A 19,139-nucleotide genomic window follows, 5' to 3' on the forward strand; every position below is an offset into this window, starting at 1 on the left:
AGGGAAGAAGGATCGATACGTATGACGGAGCAGTTCAACGAGCAGCGGCCGGCAGGGCCGCTGCATTCCTATACTGATGCGGTGGAGTGGATTACGGGACTTATCCCATTCGGCATCCGTCCGGGCCTCGACCGGATCGAGAAGCTAATGGAGCTTCTGGACAACCCTCATCGCAGATTGAAATTCATTCATGTTGCCGGCACGAACGGCAAAGGCTCGACTTGCTCGTATTTGACGAACGTCCTGCTAAAGAGCGGTTACGACGTTGGTATGTTCACTTCGCCATACATCACGAAGTTCACGAACCGTTTTCAATACAACGGCATTGATATTGAAGAAGAGACGCTGCTTAAGCTTGCGAACGATCTGAAGCCGCATGTTGAGGCAATTGCCGAGACGGAGCTCGGCTCGCCTACGATGTTCGAAGTATCGACGGCACTTGCTATTCTATTCTATGCCAAAGTGACTTACCCGGACTACGTCGTTTGGGAGACTGGGCTCGGCGGCAGATTGGATGTAACGAATATCGTCCATCCCGTGGTGTCTGTCATTACGAACATCGGACATGACCATATGGATCGGCTTGGCGATACGCTTGCCGCTGTGGCCAGCGAGAAGGCGGGCATTATTAAGGCAGGCATTCCGGTCGTTAGCGCCGTTTCCCAGCCGGAGGCGGTGGCTGTCATTAAGCAGACCGCAGCAGACAAGCAAAGCACGCTCTATCTGCTTGGCGAGCAATTCGGCGAGACGGCGATTTCCGTTCAGGAAGACGAGCAAATATTCCGCTTCGACGGCTTGTTCCGCTCGATCGAACCGCTGACGATTACAATGAACGGTGCGCATCAACGAACGAATGCGGCAGTAGCCGTTATGACGCTTGAGGTGCTTCGGCAGTATAATGCGTTAGTCGTAGAAGACGAGGCGCTTGAGGAAGGGCTTCGTTCGGCGGCTTGGGCAGGCAGACTTGAGATGGCGTCGCGCTCGCCGCGTATTTTGCTGGATGGCGCCCATAATCCTGAAGGCGCGGAAACGCTCGCGGATGCGCTTCGGAATACCTACAGCTACGAACGTCTTCATCTTATGATGGGGATGCTGGAGAATAAGAATCATCAGGATGTACTAAAGCATATACTACCAATAGTGGATACGCTTATATTGACCGAGCCTGATTTTCGTATGAAAAAGGATGCTTCGGCGTTAGCTGATTTAGTTAGCGATATGAGAATTCAGCAGTCCGAGGCAAGCTCGTTCGAGCTGATCGTTGAGCCGGATTACCGCGCTGCGCTTCAAAAATTACAACAGTTAACCGGGGAAACAGACCTTGGGGTCGTCACAGGCACGCTTTATTTGATTGCTGACGTTCGCTCCCGCTTATTGTACAACTCGGATTCTGAAAAAGGTTGGTGAACCGTCTTTGAATACGGCAGAACACGTTCATTTCATCGGAATCGGCGGTTACGGAATGAGTGCCATAGCCCGAGTCATGCTGGAAATGGGTTACAAGGTTACCGGTTCCGATGTCGCGCGTCAGGAGCTTACGGAGAAGCTCGCGGCGAAAGGGGCCGATATTTATATCGGCCATCAGCCTGAGCATGTGAATGGGGCGGACTTGGTCGTTTATTCGACGGCGCTCTCGAAAGACAACGTAGAGAGAAGAGCTGCCGAGGAACTGAACATTCCCGTGCTGCATCGCTCGCAAATGCTTGCAAGATTGATGAACGCAGGCAAAGGCATCGCCGTCGCCGGAGCGCACGGCAAGACGACAACCTCCTCCATGATTGCACTGGTCATGGAAAATTGCGATGCGGATCCGACTTATATTATTGGCGGAGAAATCGTTAACGTCGGCACGAACGCCAAGGCGGGCAAAGGCGAGTATGTCGTCGCGGAAGCGGATGAAAGCGACGGTTCTTTCTTACATTATCATCCTACGCTTGCAATCGTGACAAACATTGAACCGGATCATTTGGAAAATTACGACGGCGATTTCGGCAAGCTGAAGGCAGCCTATGTGCAGTTTCTGCAGCAGGTGAAATCCGGCGGCAAAGCTATCGTATGCGCCGACGACGAAAACGTGAAGGAGCTTCTTCCGCTTGTATATACGGGTGCAGAAGGCGAATCGCAGCTTGTGACGTACGCCATTGACAGTGAAGCGGATTATACAGCGAGCAATATTACTCTCGGCGACCGCAAAGTATCGTTCGATGTGACGAATAAGGGCGCACTGCTTGGAACGATCGAATTGTCCGTGCCAGGCCGCCATAACGTATACAATGCGATGGCAACGGTGATTACTTGTTTGGAATCCGGTTTATCCTTCGGCGCAATAGCCGAAGCGATTCGCGAGTTTAGGGGTGCGAAGCGCCGATTCCAGGTGCTGGGCGAGGTCAATGACATTTTGGTCATTGACGATTACGCGCATCATCCTACAGAGATTCAAGCGACGATCAGCGCGGCCAAAGCAACCGGCAAGCGGATCATAGCGGTGTTCCAGCCTCAGCGATATACGCGGACGTTCTTCTTGTTCGACCAGTTCAGCCGCGCGTTCACGGAGGCGGACGAGGTTATTATTACCGATATCTACTCGCCTGCGGGCGAGCTGCAGATCGAAGGCGTGCATTCCCATAAGCTAGTCGAGCTTATTAAAAGCAATAGCAATGCGAATACCGTCTACCTGCCGACCAAAGAAGAAGTCCTCTCGTATTTGCAGGAGCGCGTTGCTCCCGGCGATCTTGTCATTACGATGGGCGCAGGCGACATATGGAAGGTGGCCGACCAGCTCGCCAAGTCGCTGAAGGCAGCCAACTAACAATGAAAAGTGCCACCCAAGAGAATCGGGTGGCACTTTTTTTGTTGCGACACATCGCACGAAAAGGCTGAAATTGCAGAAAGTGCAACTGATTCGCTAAATCAAAGCCCTTCCTGATGCCCTCATTGCATAAAATGCAATAGAATCTATCAAATATATCTCATACTCCTAGGTTCCTTCCTCATTCATTGCAAAAAGCGCATCAGAAACTCCCGCCAACCTACCATTTCCCTCAATCAGTTGCATAAAGTTCGGGTGAGTTCGAAAAGCCTATGAAGGTTTGGTAGAAGCCTTTGAAGGTTTGGTTGGTCTGTCATAAATCTTTTACTTGTCTCATAGAATACTAGCAGAAGCTATGGGACAAGGAGAGATTAGTATGAACTCGAAAAATCGGATTACTTACCGTTTTGACCATGCAGGTCGCAACGTGACTGATAAGCCTAAGAAGGAGGCGCAAAGCTCCGGCGCTCCCGCCGAGGCTTCGGCAAGCCCGGCAAAGTCGAATGTCGTGCCTCTATATCCGCCGCATGAATCGCCCGTTATGAGCGAGCTTAGTCCATGGAACAGTCCGTTCCAAGAGGACATCGTTGCCTTGGAGCAATTAATTCGCGACACCGACCCGAAGCCGGAGGCCGTTTCGGGCAAGCTGAAGCCTTTCGCTCTTGCAAAGAATGAGTCGCCAGCGCCGATTCTACTAAATAAATCGGATGCTTCGCTTGCGCCTTATGAGAGAGATCCGTTCGAATCGGTACTTCTCCCTATCGATGATAGAGAAGAGGAGAGGAAACCATTGGAAGCGGGAGGGGGAATCGATAACGGACTGAATTACAGCGACGCGGACGAACTGTTTTATGATGAATCGGACGACATAACCAAAGGGGAATACAAAGCTGTCCGTTACAAAAGACCATCAACGCCGCCATCCTGGTTGAACGTTTTTTTATCTGTCGCTGGAGCGCTCGCGACTGGAGCGCTGTTCGGTTATTTGCTATTGTCGTTATTTACAGGGGAGCCTGTGCTTCCCGGGGGAGAGAAGCCATCGGAAGACAATAAGCCCTCCGCAATAGATACGGCTGTCGACGGCCCGGCAACAGGCGGAGAAGGCACGGTCCAGCCAGATCCGGATGCGACGGCGTCTGACGGACGAGGAACGGTAACGGAAGGACCGACGGCTGCCTTGACCGGACTCGACCAAACCTACTATCTTCTGCAGTTCGGCGTGTTCAGCAACACGGAAGGCAGAGATGCCGCCCTCGAGCAGCTTAGAGGCAAGGGACTTGCCGCTGCGGCGCTGACGACAAAGGACGATTACCGCGTATACGCCGGGCTGGCCGGGAACAAGGATCAAGCGACCGCGCTCCGTTCCACGATGCCGGACACGGATCTCTTCGTTAAGGAGATCGCGATCGCCGCGCCAAGCAAAATTCCGTTCGAAGGCGATGCGGCAGCAGCGCAGCAGTTTTTCGAGCGTACAAGAGAAGTCGTCCAAATGCTGGATGATCTGGCACTTGCCCAGTTGGAACTGCCTAGTCTGTCACCGCTTAGCGATGCCGCATCCGAAGCTTGGGAGAAGGCGTATCAGCAGTGGAAGCAGAGTGCTCCAGCCATGCAGGAAGGCACGAAATCCGCGGAATATAAAGCTTTTCTGGACAATATCATCGTATCTGTCGATAATGCCGCCAAAGCATTGCTGCAATATGACAAGAAACCTTCCGCGGCACATCTATGGTCTGCTCAATCCTCGCTTATGGAAGCTGTCATTACACAAAAAGGCTGGTTTGAGTCCATCAGCGCATTGTAAACGCATAGGGTTCTGCGTATAATAGATTCAGGTGTCATTTCGTGGCGAGAGGCGTTGAAAGATGAAGAAAAACGGCTGGATCCTTCTCATTTTTATCATACTGGGCTTATTGGCCGGCGCGTTGGTTGCCAGATGGCTCACTCCGGTTCCTGGAATATCGTTCCTGACGAATCCGCTTGAGGCAAAATGGTCGCCTGCAATCGATTTATATGTACTCAGCTTCAATCTGTCGATTCATCTGCAAGTAAGCATGCTAAGCATTATAGGTGCTGTTATTGCAATCTGGCTTTATCGCAAAATATAAGCTGCCGATCGCTTGGTCGAGCCGCGTTGGTAGCAATGAAGGAGCATAGTCGTCATTAATGGGACATACACAACTAGGCAATGAACCGATAAGCCGTATTGTACTGGCTTCTTCGTCACCGCGCCGGAAGGAACTGGTCGCATCGCTGGGCCTTTCCTTGCCGGTTTATATTTTGTCTACCGATACGGATGAATCGATTGAACTCGGCTGGAAACCGGATTATATCGTCGAGCAGCTCAGCTTGCGGAAAGCCTCCGCTGCTGTCCACATGCTGCAAAATGATTCCGATAACCAGCCGTCGCTCGTTATTGGCGCAGACACGATCGTCGTGCTGGATGGCGATGTGCTCGGGAAGCCGAAGGACGAGGCGGATGCGAAGCAAATGCTTCAGCGTCTACAAGGGCGATCCCATGAGGTCTATACGGGCGTAGCCTGCGTACCTTCCTTGAATGGCGAGACGGTTGTCTTGCACCGAATGACGAGAGTGTGGATGAAGCCGCTAAGCGAAGGGCAGATCGAGAATTATGTCGCATCGGGTGAGCCGATGGACAAGGCGGGCTCCTACGGCATTCAGGGGCTCGGCGCAACGATAGTGGAACGAATCGACGGCTGTTACTTCAACGTTGTCGGATTGCCGCTGTCGCTGCTCTCGGATATGCTGGCGCGCTATGACATTGCCGTATTTTAATGAAAATGAAATCAACGTAACGAATGTAAGGCATGAATGGCAGGGAACACCGGACGGGTACGCAGCTTGCGTAAGGAACTCACACCGCTTAGGGACGGCGATTAGCCGTCTACGCTTAAAGTCGCCGATTTGATACCGCTGCAGGCGGTCATACAATATAGAATGGCCTTGAAAGCATTTTTTTTCAAAAATTAGGCAGGATATGAGAGAAATCTAATAAAGCAAAGGCGGGATCGGGACATGGAGCCGCAATACTCCGTTTTGCGTGATGTCCCCCATGAAGAACGTCCAAGAGAGCGCATGATGCGATATGGGGCAGAAGCACTTAGCCATGCGGAGCTGCTGGCTATCTTATTACGGACCGGCACGCAGCGGCAATCCGCGGTTCATCTAGCGGGATCGATCTTGCAGCAGTGCGGCAGCTTGCGCAATTTGATGGATATGAGCATGGAGCAATTGACCGCCATCCGCGGCATCGGACCGGCCAAGGCGCTGCAATTGCGAGCCGGCATTGAGCTTGGCAGGCGCATTACTAGAAGCAGGCTTGGAGACACGGTCACCGTTCGCAAGCCGCAGGATGCCGCCGACTTCGTGATGGAGGAGCTTCGTTATTTGAAGAAGGAGCATTTCCTCTGTTTGTTTCTGAATACCAAAAATCATATTATTGCCCGGGAAACGTTGTCTGTCGGGACGCTCAACGCTTCGTTGGTGCATCCTCGCGAAGTGTTTCGTGCAGCTATACAGCGCAGCAGCGCGTCGATTATATGCGTCCACAATCATCCTAGCGGCGATCCGGCGCCAAGTCCAGAGGACATTGCGCTTACGAAACGGCTGGTAGAGGCGGGAGAGCTTGTCGGAATCGAGGTGTTGGATCACCTTGTGATCGGCGACGGGCGTTTCGTAAGTTTGAAGGAACAAGGATATATGTAATATAATAAAAAGGATTGTGCAATTAGAAGGGAGCAACAACATGTTTGGTGGTTTTTCGAAAGATTTAGGGATTGATTTGGGTACTGCGAACACGCTCGTATTCGTTAAAGGCAAAGGAATTGTCGTAAGGGAACCGTCCGTGGTAGCCCTGCGTACCGATACGAAAACAATAGAGGCCGTAGGCGAGGACGCTAAGAAAATGATCGGCAGAACGCCTGGCAACATTCGCGCGGTTCGTCCGATGAAGGACGGCGTTATTGCCGACTTCGAGACGACGGCTACGATGATCAAATACTTCATTCGCCAAGCGCAGAAGCAGCGCTCGTTATTCCCGCGTCATCCGAACGTGATGGTCTGCGTGCCATCGGGCATTACGGCCGTTGAGAAGCGCGCTGTCGAGGATGCGGCGAAGCAAGCAGGCGCACGCGAGGCGTATACGATCGAAGAGCCGTTCGCGGCGGCAATCGGAGCCGACCTTCCCGTATGGGAGCCGACAGGCAGTATGGTTGTCGATATTGGCGGCGGTACGACGGAGGTTGCGGTAATCTCGCTTGGCGGCATCGTAACGAGCCGCTCGATTCGTGTTGCCGGAGATGAAATGGACGAAGCGATTATTCAATATATTAAGCGTGCTTACAACTTAATGATCGGCGAGAGAACGTCGGAGCAATTGAAGATGGAGCTTGGCTCGGCATTGCCTCTCGACATGCCCGAGAAAATCGAAATCCGCGGTCGCGATCTCGTATCCGGCTTGCCGAAGACGCTTGCGATCACATCGGACGAGGTTACCGAGGCGCTTACGGATACGATAAATTCGATTGTGGATGCCGTTAAGATTACGCTTGAGAAATGTCCGCCCGAGCTTTCGGCCGACATCATGGACCGCGGCATCGTGCTTACGGGCGGCGGAGCTCTGCTTCGCAATTTGGACAAGCTTCTGCAGCGCGAGACAGGCATGCCGGTTATCGTAGCCGACAATCCGCTTGACTGCGTAGCAATCGGAACCGGCCGTTCGCTGGACAATATTCATCTGTTCAAGAGCAGAGGCGGTTCGTCGTCGCGCTCGAAGCGATAAGAAGCGTCCATAGGGGAATGGATATGAAACGGGCAGGTGATCGAGCTGTTTAAGCTAATGCGAAATAAGCGTATGTTCATGCTTATGATCGGGTTTATTCTGTTCATTGCGGTGATCGGCTTCTCGTTAAGCGATCGCAAGGAATTGACTTGGCCGGAAAAATTCATCAAGGATACGTCCGCATACGTTCAGCAATGGTTCTACAAGCCCGCTGGTTCTATAGCGGGCTTCTTTGAGGACTTGAGCGAGCTTCGCCTTCTCTATGAAGAGAACGAGCAATTACGTATAACGGCGGCGGCATACGCTAGAGACAAGGTGAATTATAACTTCGTGCAGAAGGAAAACGAGCGGCTGAAAGAGGCACTTTCCTTCACGGAACGTCAGAAGCAGATGTACAACTATAATTATCTCATTGCACAGGTTGTATCGGTGAGCAACGATGCCAACAACCGCTCTATGAATATTAATCTCGGCTCGAAGAACGGCATTAAGCCGAATATGGCCGTAACGACGGTTAAGGGACTTATAGGTCTGGTAGACTCGGTAACGCCTTATACGGCAACGGTTACTCCGATTACGGAGCTCGACGAATCATCGCCTACTTTCAATTCGATCGCCGTTACGGTGATGGGACGGGAGGATACCTCCTTCGGCATTCTGAGTAGCTTTAACACGGAGACGCAGCGGCTGCTTATGACGAAGATCGCCGAGACAGATACGATGACCGTCGGCGATACGGTAATTACGTCCGGTCTAGGCAATGTGTATCCAAGAGGTCTTGTCATCGGTACGGTAGAGACCAAGCAGGTCGGCGACTTCGGTCTGACGTATACGGCAACCGTCAAGCTCGCTGCTAGCTTTGATCATCTGACCGAGGTATTCGTCGTAGAGGTTCCTGCACTGGAGGACGCCGAGTAATGACGATTAACCGAATGATCGGGTTGATGATTCTTTTATTTATCGTGGAAGGCGCTATTATGCCGTGGATAATTCCCGCTGGTTACGGCGAACGCATTATTACCCATTTTTCATTCGTAATGGTTGTCTATTCCGCGATGTACAGCGGAAGGCATCATGCCCTGTTGTTCGGAATAGGATTCGGGCTGCTGCAGGACATTGTCTATTTCGGGCATCTGATCGGGGCTCACACCTTCGCGATGGGCCTTATCGGGTATTTTACGGGAGTGCTGCTTGAGCGGAAGCGCGCTACGATTATGATGGCATTGTCTATGGTCGGCATCGCTTGCTTGTTGTACGATACGATGATTTTCTTCATTTACAAAGCATTTCGAATTACGAACGAGACCTATGCCTGGGCCGTACTTGACCATATTTTGCCCAGCCTGTTCATCCAGCTTGCGTTCGCTCTGGCGGTTTATGTTCCTGCGAGGCGCATGTTCGAGTCGCTGACGAAGCTTAAGACGGATGAAGAGGAGCAATGAGATTTGCAGCAATGCGGTAAATTACGAGTAGAAAGCAGGATTTTGCCGCATGCATCAAGAATCCAATAGGTTGGGGAGGGGCTAACGTGACCGAGAGGCAACATATAATGATAAAAGGCGTTAAGGAAGGTCTCGTGTTCCTTCTCAACGATCAGTGCGAATTCGCTACACTATTGGATGAGTTGCAATATAAGCTGGAGAAGACCCACCAACAATTGCTGACGGGACCGCTCGTGCATGTGCATGTGAAGCTGGGCGCACGGCAATTGTCCGATGATGACAAAGAGCGGATTAAGACGGTCATTCGGTCGCAGGGCAACCTGATGGTTCAGTCGATTGAATCCGATGCCAAGGCGGAAGGGGAGCAGCAGGAGAACGCGCAGCAGCTTCACGCTCTGACAACGATCGTTAGATCGGGACAGACGGTCGAGCATGACGGCGATTTGCTCCTGATCGGCGATGTGAATCCGGGAGGAACGCTGCTATGCACCGGCGACATTTATGTGCTAGGCGCTTTGCGCGGCGTAGCGCATGCGGGTACGGGGGGAAGAAGCGATGTGATTATCGCCGCTTCGCTCATGAGGCCGACGCAGCTGCGGATCGCTGATGTCATCAGCAGGCCGCCTGAGGAATGGATGACCGGGGATGCGGCGATGGAGTTTGCTTTTCTGAACGAAGGCCGCATGCAAATAGATAAAATTACGCATTTATTCCGCATCAGGCATAATCCTATTATGTTTAAAGGAGTGTAGAACATGGGAGAAGCAATTGTTGTAACATCGGGCAAGGGCGGCGTCGGCAAGACGACGACATCCGCAAATGTAGGTACGGCGCTGGCGTTGCTTGGTAAAAAAGTATGCATGGTCGACACGGATATCGGGCTTCGTAATTTGGATGTCGTGATGGGGCTCGAAAACCGTATTATATATGATTTGGTAGACGTAGCGGAGGGGCGCTGCAGGCTGAGCCAAGCACTCGTGAAGGACAAGCGTTTCGACGAGCTGTACATGCTTCCTGCCGCTCAGACGAAGGATAAAGACTCCGTCACGCCGGAGCAAGTGCGCGATATCGTATTGGAATTGAAGAAGGATCACGATTATGTCATTATCGACTGCCCGGCGGGCATCGAGCAAGGCTTTCGCAACGCGATCGCGGGAGCGGATCGGGCTATCGTCGTCACGACACCGGAAAATGCGGCCGTACGCGACGCCGATCGTGTCATCGGATTGCTGGAACAAACGAAAATTCCAGCGAAGCTCGTAATTAACCGTATTCGCCAAAATATGATGAAAACCGGGGAAATGCTTGATATAGACGAGATTTGCCAGGTGCTTGCCATCGATTTGGTAGGCATCGTCCCGGACGATGAGAAAGTGATCTCCGCGGCGAACAGCGGCGAGCCGACCGTTATGAATCCGGCTTCGCGCGCAGCTATCGCTTACCGCAATATCGCGCGTCGCATTCTGGGAGATATGGTGCCGCTTATGCTGCTCGATGAGAAGGCAGGCGCGTTCAAGCGTTTCCGCAAGTTTCTTGGAATAGGATGATTGCCCCGTGCTTAACAAATTAAAGAAGCTTGACTGGGGAATATTAGGCATACTGCTTTTGTTCATGATCATTAGCTCCGTGGTCCTCCATAGCGCGACGATCAATGATCCGAGATACGCGAGCTCGGATACGAAACAAATTATTTTTTATGGCCTCGGTTTTTTTGTAGCGATAGCAGCCTCATTGTTCGATTACCGGATTGTGCTCAAAAGCTGGCATGTATTATATGGCATAGGCGTGTCGCTTCTTATTCTCGTTTACTTTTTTGGAGCGAAGATTAACGGAGCTCGGGGCTGGTTCAAGATCACGGAATCCTTGACGTTCCAGCCTGCGGAAATCGTGAAGATTATACTCGTCATCGGCATTGCCTATCTAATGGGACGACGGCAAGGCGACAAGCTGACTCTCATGAGGGACTTGCTGCCGATCGGCGCTTTCGCGGCGTTGCCCTTCATGCTCGTTATGATCCAGCCGGATCTCGGCAATGCGATTATATATCTGGTTATCGTCCTCGGTATGCTGTGGATCGGCAACGTGAAATATACGCATGTGTTGATTGGTCTGGGTACTGTCGTAGCCGGCATCGTGTTGTTCGTCAGCCTGTTCACGATGTTCAATAACGAGATTAAGGAATTTATGAAGGATCAGGACCTGACGCACTGGTATGAACGTATCAATACGTTCATTAACCCGGACGAGGCGAGCTCCGACGCGAAGCATCAGTCGCTGAATGCGAAGATCGCGATCGGTTCGGGCGGTATGAGCGGCGATGGGTACTTGAACGGAGACATGAAGAACGGCGGCTTCGTTCCTTATCCGTATTCCGACTCGATCTTCGTCGTCATCGGCGAGGAATTCGGCTTCCAGGGTGCGGCGATCTTGCTGCTTCTTTATTTCCTGCTTATTTACCGAATGATCATAGTCGCTTTCAAATGCTATGATATGAAGGCATCGTTTATCGTGATCGGCATCGTGTCGATGTACGTGTTCCAGGTGTTCCAGAACATCGGGATGATGATCGGTCTTATGCCGATTACCGGCATTACGCTTCCATTCATCAGCTATGGCGGCACGTCGCTTCTGCTTAACATGCTGTCCATCGGGCTTGTGCTTAGCATCAAGTCTCATCAAGAGGTATACGAGCTGGCGGACTAGTCCGCCAGCCACGGAATCAAACCGTTCACGCCGAAGCGTGAACGGTTTTTTTGCATGCCCTTCCGCATACTTGTCTGCTCCCGTTCATAGGATGAACTAAGTGATACAAGCTCTCTAGGACAGGGGAGGAAGAACAAGATGAATACGAAGGATAGCGTTAAGCTGCGTCGGCAGCAAAAAATAAAGCAGCTTCTGGAGCAACAGCCGGTTGGCCAGGAGAACGAGGTGCCGTTCTACGGCGGAGGCCCGACCGATTCGCCACTCTACTACGAACCGATCGATCGTGAAAGAGCGGACGAGCTTGATCCGGAAGTCGCCTGGAAGACGAATCCGAATCCTTGGGCAAGCTGGCGCGAGGATGCCCGGTTCGGCGAGCATAAAACATTCATCAAGAGCTCCTATGACCCAACAAGGCATGCGAAATCGCCAAGAAAGAACCCGTTCCGCCGCGAGTTCATGTGGAAGGTCGCAATTGCCGTGCTACTATTCGGAGGCGTATGGGCGATGTTTAATAACGACTCGGAATGGTCGCTGCAGGGACAGGCGATCGTGAAAAACGCGCTGACCGAGGAGATTGATTTCGCGGCAGCAGCCGCATGGTACAAGGAGACGTTCGCCGGGGCGCCGTCGTTCATCCCGATTTTCGAGGACAATCCGGATGAGGCGATCGGCGCCGACGGAATGGTCAGGCTGCCCGTCGTTGCGCCGCTGCAGGACGGCGCGCTCGTCCGTACGTTCGCCGAGCTGCTGAACGGCGTTGAGCTGGCTGGCGCATCGGAGGAGACGGTCGTAGCCGTCGAGACCGGGCAGGTTATCTTGCTGACGGACGGGGACGACAAAGGAGCGTCGATCGTTATTCAGCACGCGAACAAACGCGTAAGCGTGTACGGGAAGCTGGGAGAGACGACAGTCAAGGCGGATGATTGGGTGGAGGCGGGCGACCCGATCGGCAAGCTGCTGAAGTCGAACGGCACGGAGCCGAGCCTGCTCTATTTTGCCGTAATGGAGAACGATGAGTATGTCGATCCGCTGGACGTGATTCCGTTTGATTAAATGGAAAGGGATCGTCTGGTCGGTCCACCCGTTATTCATCATGATTATGCTCGCCTCGGTATTTACAGGATATATCGCCGAGCTGTTAACGCTGTTTTTGTTAGTGATCGTTCATGAGATGGGTCATGTGCTGATGGCCCGCAGCTTCGGCTGGACGATTCGCGAAGTGAAGCTGCTGCCGTTCGGAGGGGTCGTGGAGGTCGAGGAAGCCGGGGGCGTATCCGCGGCCGAGGAAGCGATGGTCGCCATTGCCGGACCTTTGCAAAATCTTTGGATGGGACTAGCCGCCTGGGGCTTCGGGCAGCTAGGTCTATGGGATGCGGACTGGGCGGCTTATGTATGGAAGGCGAACCTGATGATCGGCATGTTCAATTTGCTGCCGATTCACCCGCTGGACGGAGGCAAGCTGATGCAGGCCGCGCTCAGCTATATGATGAATTACTATTCCATGCTCATTTGGTCAGCGCGCATCAGCCTATTGTTCAGCGCCTGCATGATCGTCGGTTCGTTGTTGCCTTGGCTGGTTTATAAGAACGGCCTTCAACTGAACTTGCTCGTCGTGGGCTTATTTTTGTTTATGACCAATTGGACGTACGCTCGCAATCGTCCGTTTCTTTTCTATCGGTTTCTTATGCATCGCGGCCGTACGGCTACCCGCGCTCTAACGAGAGGCGAGCAGGCGAGTCCGCTCATCGTGAGCGGCGGGCAATCGATTCTTTCGGTCGCGCGCTTATTCCGGAGGGAAAGATACCATTTGATATACATGGTAGAGCCGCATGGCAAGCAGGTGAAGGTATTGCCCGAGCAAACCATTGTCGAAGGTTGTTTATCGGAAAATAATCCAAATCGTGCAGTATTGGAGCTTTTCAGGTAAAATAAACGAAAAGCGACAGGATGGTGATGCCCGGAATGAAGCAAATGATCATGCATGCGAGCGGCGAAATGCTGCAAACCGCCGTGCTGCACGACGGCCGGCTTTTCGACTATTTCGTGGAGCGCGCCAAAGGAAGCGGATTGGTAGGAAACATATACAAGGGCCGTGTCGTCAACGTATTGCCGGGCATGCAAGCGGCCTTCGTTGATATAGGAATCGGTAAAAACGCCTTTCTGTATATCGATGACCTGCTGCATCCCCATCTGGAGAAGCAGCCCGAGCATAAGCCGTCGATACAGGATATTGTGAAAGCGGGACAAGAGCTGATCGTACAAGTGATGAAAGAGCCGCTCGGCGGCAAAGGGGCAAGAGTGACGACCCATTTCTCATTGCCGGGCCGCTGGCTTGTCTATATGCCGATCGCCGATTATATCGGCGTATCGAAGAAAATCGCAAGCGAGCAGGAGCGAATACGGCTGCGCGATATTGGCGAGCGGCTGCGCAAAAACGAGGAAGGCTTCATTATCCGCACCGCGGCGGAAGGCGAGAACGAGCGATCCATTGAGGCCGATGTATCCGAGCAGCGCGAGCTGTGGGGGGCTATCGCGGTTAAGGGCGTGCATTCGAAAGCGCCAGCGGTGCTCCATTATGAAGCGGGGTTGCTGCGGCGCGTCATACGGGACAATATGAAGCCGGATATCGACGAGGTATGGATCGATGACGCCGCTACGCATGCCGAGGCCGTTGCTCTGCTGAAGGAGATGGCGCCGTCATTAAGCGAGCGGCTTCGTCTGTACAAGCTGCCTGCGTCCAAAGCGTTATTCGACGCCTATCGGGTCGGCGAGCAGATCGATTCCGCGTTCGAGAGGAAAATATCGTTGCCGAGCGGCGGTTATCTCGTATGGGACAAGACCGAGGCGCTTACGGTAATCGACGTCAATACGGGAAAGTTCATCGGGACATCGGGTCTGGAAGATACCGTCTTCCAGACGAACATGGAGGCGGCGGCCGAGATTGCCAGATTGCTGAGAGTGAGAGACGTAGGCGGCATCGTTATTATCGATTTTATCGATATGGAGCTGGAGCATAACCGGGAGCGGGTTCTACATCAACTTACGGAGGGCATACGTCCCGACCATACGAAGTGTACGGTCGTAGGTTGGACAAGGCTAGGTCTTGTAGAGCTGACGCGCAAGAAGGCACGAGAGAATTCTTATGCCAATATAAGAGAATAGGTTGATCTAGGCCATATTATATGATAAACTGTTTTGGTGTATGTCTGACACATACGTGTTTCAGGCATATAGATACCGCTCCGATCGGGTACGCAAGCGCATGCGGCATAGCATTCGTCGCAAGCCACCTGGATTAGGCGAGTCTTCGAAAATAAGGAGGTGCACTAACTATGTTCGCAATTATTGAAACTGGTGGCAAGCAATACAAAGTCCAAGAGGGCGATGTGATCTACATCGAGAAACTGGACGTTAACGCAGGCGAGAACGTAACATTTGACCGTGTTTTGGCCGTATCCAAAGGTGAAGGTCTTGTGACTGGAACTCCGGTTGTTTCCGGTGCGACGGTTTCCGCTAAAGTCGAGAAACAAGGCAGAGGCCAAAAAATCATCGTTTACAAATACAAAGCCAAGAAGAACTACCGCCGCAAGCAAGGTCATCGTCAACCGTACACAAAAGTAACAATCGAGAAAATCCAAGCGTAAGAGGGATTTCGCGATGATTGACATTACTTTTGTTAGGCGAGCCGCTGACAGGCGCATCGTATCCTTCGCAGTCGTCGGACATGCTAAGTATGCGAAGCTCGGTAAAGATATCGTGTGCGCTGGCGTATCGGCCGTTACGGTCGGTACAGTCAATTCGATTGAAACATTAGCAGGCATAGAGCTTCCCGCGCGGATGAAGGACGGCTGGCTGTCATCGGATATTCCGGTGCTCCAGGACGCCGAAGCCGACGGAAGAATGCAGCTTCTGCTTGAATCGATGGCTGTTATGCTCGAGACGATTTCCAAATCATACGGCAAACATGTCGTCATGCGCGAGTCGCTTGTATAGCGGGCGCGCGGACGAATTCGATCATTAAATTCCTTAAACAAGGAGGGAAATTACTATGTTGAAACTGAATCTTCAGCTATTCGCTTCGAAGAAAGGTGTAGGCTCCACGAAGAACGGTCGTGACTCGCAGTCGAAGCGTCTTGGCGCTAAACGTGCTGACGGTCAACTCGTATCGGCAGGAAGCATTTTGTTCCGTCAACGCGGAACGAAGATCCACCCAGGAACGAACGTAGGCATCGGCAAGGACGACACTCTTTACGCTAAGGTTGAAGGCGTAGTGAAGTTCGAACGTTGGGGACGCGACCGCAAAAAAGTGAGCGTATACCCGGTTGATCTGGCTCCGGTAGCCGCAGCAGTAGAAGCTTAAATTTTTGTGTTATTTGCAACAAGCCCCGGCCTGCATCGCGCTAGGCCGGGCTTTTTTTTGTGTCGGGAAGTGACCGCGAGTCCTCATGCATGGTATACTGGATAAGCTAGGAAACACGCGTGAAAGTGGGTTTAATCAAATGGAACGCTTAACAACGCCCAAGTATTATGCAGCGGCATCCGTATTGCTGCCTTGCGCTGCTGTGCTTATTTGGCCTTCTAAAGTGTGGTTAACTGCTGTGTTTCTTCTTTGGATTATTGCTGCGGCCGGTTTCTGGATTCGGTTCGAACGGAAGGAATACGAGGAACGCAGCGAAAGAACGATTCAATCCTTGCAAGCATCGGCCATTCGGACGCTCAATCATCATCGTCATGATTGGATGAATGATTTGCAGGTCTTGTATGGTTATATTCGGCTTAAGAAGCTGGATAAAACGGTCGATTATATGGAGAAAATAAGAGAGAAGATGGGCAACGAGAGCAGCATCGGAAGGCTAGGCAGTCCTTCGCTGGTCAGCTTCATCCAATCGTTTCGGACGATGACGAATGCACTCGAGCTTGAAGTCGTCATTCATGGCGATATTCGTTTGAATGAATTCGCGGGCGACTGCGACAAGATTGCCGACACTCTTATACATACAATCAATGCTTATCGGTTTGCAACGAAGCCTGGGCATGGAGCTGTTGCGTCGCTTCGCGTGGAGCTGTCGAAGGATAGCGAAGCGCTATATGCGGCATTTTATTATGAGGGCGAGCTTATAAACGAGCAGCAATGGAAGCAAAAAATACAGCGGCAGTTGGAGGGCGCGCCTATGCAGCCGATCAACTTCGAGCAGCCTTATTCCAAGGTGCTGCTGAAGGCGGAATTGCGCGCTTAAACGGGGGTACACCATGTTTGTCGATAAAGCGAAAATATTTGTAAAAGGCGGCGACGGCGGCGACGGCATCATTTCGTTCCGCCGCGAGAAATACGTTGAGAACGGAGGTCCTGCCGGCGGGGACGGAGGCCGCGGCGGCGACCTGGTCTTCCAAGTGGACGAGGGACTTCGTACGCTCATGGACTTCCGCTATCAGAAGCACTTTAAAGCGCAGCGCGGCGAGCGCGGCAAAGTGAAGAGCATGCACGGCGCGGGCGCCGAGGACACGATCGTCCGCATCCCGCCGGGAACGGTGATCATCGACGATGATACGCAGGAAGTGATCGCCGATATGACCCGTCATGGCCAGAAGATCGTCATTGCGAAGGGCGGACGCGGAGGACGCGGCAATATCCGGTTCGCGACGGCCAACAATCCGGCTCCTTACATTTCGGAGAACGGGGAGGAAGGGCAGGAGCGCTGGGTCGTGCTGGAGCTGAAAGTGATGGCGGATATCGGACTTGTCGGCTTCCCCAGCGTAGGCAAGTCTACGCTCCTGTCCGTCGTGTCCGGAGCTAAGCCGAAGATTGGCGCTTACCACTTCACGACGATTACGCCGAATCTCGGCGTTGTCGATGTCGGGGACGGACGCAGCTTCGTCATGGCCGACTTGCCGGGATTGATCGAAGGGGCGCATGAAGGCGTCGGCCTTGGACACGAGTTCCTGCGCCATGTCGAGCGTACGAGGGTCATTATTCACGTCATCGATATGTCGGCGTCCGAAGGACGAGATCCGTTCGACGATTGGGTGAAGATCAACGCCGAGCTCTCGCTATACAACGAGAAGCTTGCGGATCGTCCGCAAATCATCGCGGCCAATAAGATGGACATGCCGGAGTCGGCTGACAATCTTGAGCTGTTCAAGCAGCAGCTTGACGAGATGCGCGGCGAGCGGTCGTATGAGATCATGCCGATATCCTCTTTGACGAAGCAAGGCATTCAGGAGCTCCTCTATAAGGCGGCTGACGTGCTTGATACGGTCGTCGAGCAAGCTCCGATCGAAGAAGTCAAGGATATCGATGAGCGTAAAGTATATACGTACGAGAAGCGCGAGGAGACGACGTTCACGATCCACAAGGAGGACGAGGTGTTCGTCGTCGTCAGCGAAGGCATCGAGCGCTTCATGAAGCGTACGAACCTGAACTCTTACGACGCCGTAATGCGCTTCGCCCGCGTGATGCGGAAGATGGGCGTCGATGCGGCTCTCCGTAAGCAAGGCGCCAAGGACGGCGATATGGTAAGAATCGGCGACTTCGCTTTCGAGTTCTTCGAGGGCAACGATTACGATCCGAGCCGGTAATAGCAATGATTAGAAAGAGAGACGGCGAAAGCCGTCTTTTTTTATCGATATATGATCGGTGTATATTTGAATGCTTCACATAGAGGCATTTTACGGTATATGTATTTCGTCAAACTATTTCGCCCTACCCTGCTAATTCGTTCCCTGTAACGCCATTTCGACGAACTAAATTGTCCCTTTTCCAAATAATCGCTAAATCCGATTCGTTACGTCTCAAAATCAAATTATTCGTCAATTATTGCATAAATCGTGTTTTGAACTGCATATTCTCCCCGCGATTTAACTATTGCCCCGAGCGCGGTAATCCGATATAATGTCCACTATAGGAGAACAATTGTCTTTTTGAGGAGGACGTATAGTGACAGAGCGCTATTATGTCGTTCGAGAGGACATTTTACCGGAAGCGATCATAAAGACGATACAAGTGAAAGAGATGCTCGCGCGCGGCGATTCACTAACCGTGCATGAGGCCGTGGAGCGAGTCGGGCTTAGCCGCAGCGCCTTTTATAAGTATAAAGACGGCGTCTACGCGCTCAACCAGCTCGAACGTGAGCGCATTGCAACGATATCGATGGATCTGGAGCATCGCTCCGGCGTGTTGTCCACGGTGCTCGGCCTCGTCGCCGGCTTGGAAGGCAATGTGCTTACGATGAATCAGAGCATTCCGCTGCAAGGGTTCGCCAACGTCGTCATTTCGGTCGATATCTCGCAGCTTTCCGGGGAACTGTCGTCGCTTGTCGAGACGCTCCGCAATCAGGCGGGCGTTCGAAAAGCATCGGTTATCGGGCAAGGCTAACAGCAAGCAGCAGCT

Annotated in this window: 21 protein-coding genes; all 21 read left to right on the forward strand. The window is 52.5% G+C overall.

Annotated features, from left to right (window positions below; translation table 11 throughout):
• Positions 1-21: 21 nt before the first annotated feature.
• Positions 22-1,407, forward strand: coding sequence for a bifunctional folylpolyglutamate synthase/dihydrofolate synthase (locus J2T14_RS16925; protein WP_307200276.1), 1,386 nt, complete (start codon positions 22-24; stop codon positions 1,405-1,407).
• Between the two features lie 7 nt (positions 1,408-1,414).
• Positions 1,415-2,809, forward strand: coding sequence for a UDP-N-acetylmuramate--L-alanine ligase (gene murC, locus J2T14_RS16930; RefSeq protein WP_307472574.1), 1,395 nt, complete (start codon positions 1,415-1,417; stop codon positions 2,807-2,809).
• A 376-nt stretch (positions 2,810-3,185) separates the two neighbouring features.
• A complete protein-coding gene (locus J2T14_RS16935) occupies positions 3,186-4,610 on the forward strand; it encodes an SPOR domain-containing protein (protein WP_307472576.1) in 1,425 nt (474 codons plus the stop codon).
• 61 nt (positions 4,611-4,671) lie between these two features.
• A complete protein-coding gene (locus J2T14_RS16940; RefSeq protein WP_307200269.1) occupies positions 4,672-4,914 on the forward strand; it encodes a DUF4321 domain-containing protein in 243 nt (80 codons plus the stop codon).
• Positions 4,915-4,972: 58 nt separating this feature from the next.
• Positions 4,973-5,602: a Maf family protein gene (locus J2T14_RS16945; RefSeq protein ID WP_307200267.1), complete on the forward strand. Its 630-nt coding sequence runs from the start codon at positions 4,973-4,975 to the stop codon at positions 5,600-5,602.
• Between the two features lie 240 nt (positions 5,603-5,842).
• Entirely contained in the window at positions 5,843-6,532 is a 690-nt protein-coding gene (gene radC / locus J2T14_RS16950; RefSeq protein ID WP_307200265.1) for a RadC family protein, read from the forward strand.
• Positions 6,533-6,572: 40 nt separating this feature from the next.
• Positions 6,573-7,607, forward strand: coding sequence for a rod shape-determining protein (locus J2T14_RS16955; protein ID WP_307200263.1), 1,035 nt, complete (start codon positions 6,573-6,575; stop codon positions 7,605-7,607).
• A gap of 57 nt (positions 7,608-7,664) precedes the next feature.
• Positions 7,665-8,525: a rod shape-determining protein MreC gene (gene mreC / locus J2T14_RS16960; protein ID WP_307472579.1), complete on the forward strand. Its 861-nt coding sequence runs from the start codon at positions 7,665-7,667 to the stop codon at positions 8,523-8,525.
• Positions 8,525-9,049 carry a rod shape-determining protein MreD gene (gene mreD, locus J2T14_RS16965; RefSeq protein WP_307472581.1) on the forward strand — a complete coding sequence of 175 codons (525 nt, stop codon included), beginning with the start codon at positions 8,525-8,527 and terminating at the stop codon, positions 9,047-9,049. Before mreC ends, mreD begins: the two co-directional genes overlap by 1 nt.
• Positions 9,050-9,135: 86 nt before the next feature.
• A complete protein-coding gene (minC, locus tag J2T14_RS16970; protein WP_307472582.1) occupies positions 9,136-9,801 on the forward strand; it encodes a septum site-determining protein MinC in 666 nt (221 codons plus the stop codon).
• Positions 9,802-9,804: 3 nt separating this feature from the next.
• Entirely contained in the window at positions 9,805-10,596 is a 792-nt protein-coding gene (gene minD / locus J2T14_RS16975) for a septum site-determining protein MinD (protein ID WP_307200255.1), read from the forward strand.
• Between the two features lie 7 nt (positions 10,597-10,603).
• The gene (locus J2T14_RS16980) at positions 10,604-11,752 is read left to right on the forward strand and encodes an FtsW/RodA/SpoVE family cell cycle protein (RefSeq protein WP_307472583.1); all 1,149 of its coding nucleotides are present in this window, start codon (positions 10,604-10,606) and stop codon (positions 11,750-11,752) included.
• Positions 11,753-11,890: 138 nt separating this feature from the next.
• Entirely contained in the window at positions 11,891-12,805 is a 915-nt protein-coding gene (locus tag J2T14_RS16985) for a M23 family metallopeptidase (protein WP_307472585.1), read from the forward strand.
• On the forward strand, positions 12,798-13,679 hold the full coding sequence (locus J2T14_RS16990; protein WP_307472587.1) for a M50 family metallopeptidase: 882 nt from the start codon (positions 12,798-12,800) through the stop codon (positions 13,677-13,679). The genes J2T14_RS16985 and J2T14_RS16990 overlap by 8 nt, the downstream gene beginning before the upstream one ends.
• A 35-nt stretch (positions 13,680-13,714) precedes the next feature.
• Complete coding sequence (locus J2T14_RS16995; protein WP_307472588.1) at positions 13,715-14,914, forward strand: Rne/Rng family ribonuclease; 1,200 nt, start codon at positions 13,715-13,717, stop codon at positions 14,912-14,914.
• 170 nt (positions 14,915-15,084) lie between these two features.
• Positions 15,085-15,396, forward strand: coding sequence for a 50S ribosomal protein L21 (rplU, locus tag J2T14_RS17000; RefSeq protein WP_307200247.1), 312 nt, complete (start codon positions 15,085-15,087; stop codon positions 15,394-15,396).
• A gap of 13 nt (positions 15,397-15,409) precedes the next feature.
• Positions 15,410-15,745: a ribosomal-processing cysteine protease Prp gene (locus J2T14_RS17005; RefSeq protein ID WP_307472590.1), complete on the forward strand. Its 336-nt coding sequence runs from the start codon at positions 15,410-15,412 to the stop codon at positions 15,743-15,745.
• 55 nt (positions 15,746-15,800) lie between these two features.
• Positions 15,801-16,112: a 50S ribosomal protein L27 gene (rpmA, locus tag J2T14_RS17010; protein ID WP_307200243.1), complete on the forward strand. Its 312-nt coding sequence runs from the start codon at positions 15,801-15,803 to the stop codon at positions 16,110-16,112.
• 139 nt (positions 16,113-16,251) lie between these two features.
• Positions 16,252-16,989: a Spo0B domain-containing protein gene (locus J2T14_RS17015; protein WP_307200241.1), complete on the forward strand. Its 738-nt coding sequence runs from the start codon at positions 16,252-16,254 to the stop codon at positions 16,987-16,989.
• A gap of 13 nt (positions 16,990-17,002) precedes the next feature.
• The gene (obgE, locus tag J2T14_RS17020) at positions 17,003-18,328 is read left to right on the forward strand and encodes a GTPase ObgE (protein WP_307472592.1); all 1,326 of its coding nucleotides are present in this window, start codon (positions 17,003-17,005) and stop codon (positions 18,326-18,328) included.
• A 358-nt stretch (positions 18,329-18,686) separates the two neighbouring features.
• Positions 18,687-19,124 (forward strand): ACT domain-containing protein, encoded by a 438-nt coding sequence (locus J2T14_RS17025; RefSeq protein ID WP_307200237.1) that lies wholly within the window; start codon positions 18,687-18,689, stop codon positions 19,122-19,124.
• Positions 19,125-19,139 lie beyond the last annotated feature (15 nt).

The sequence above is a fragment of the Paenibacillus harenae genome, from assembly GCF_030812415.1.
Classification (GTDB): Bacteria; Bacillota; Bacilli; order Paenibacillales; family Paenibacillaceae; genus Pristimantibacillus; species Pristimantibacillus harenae_A.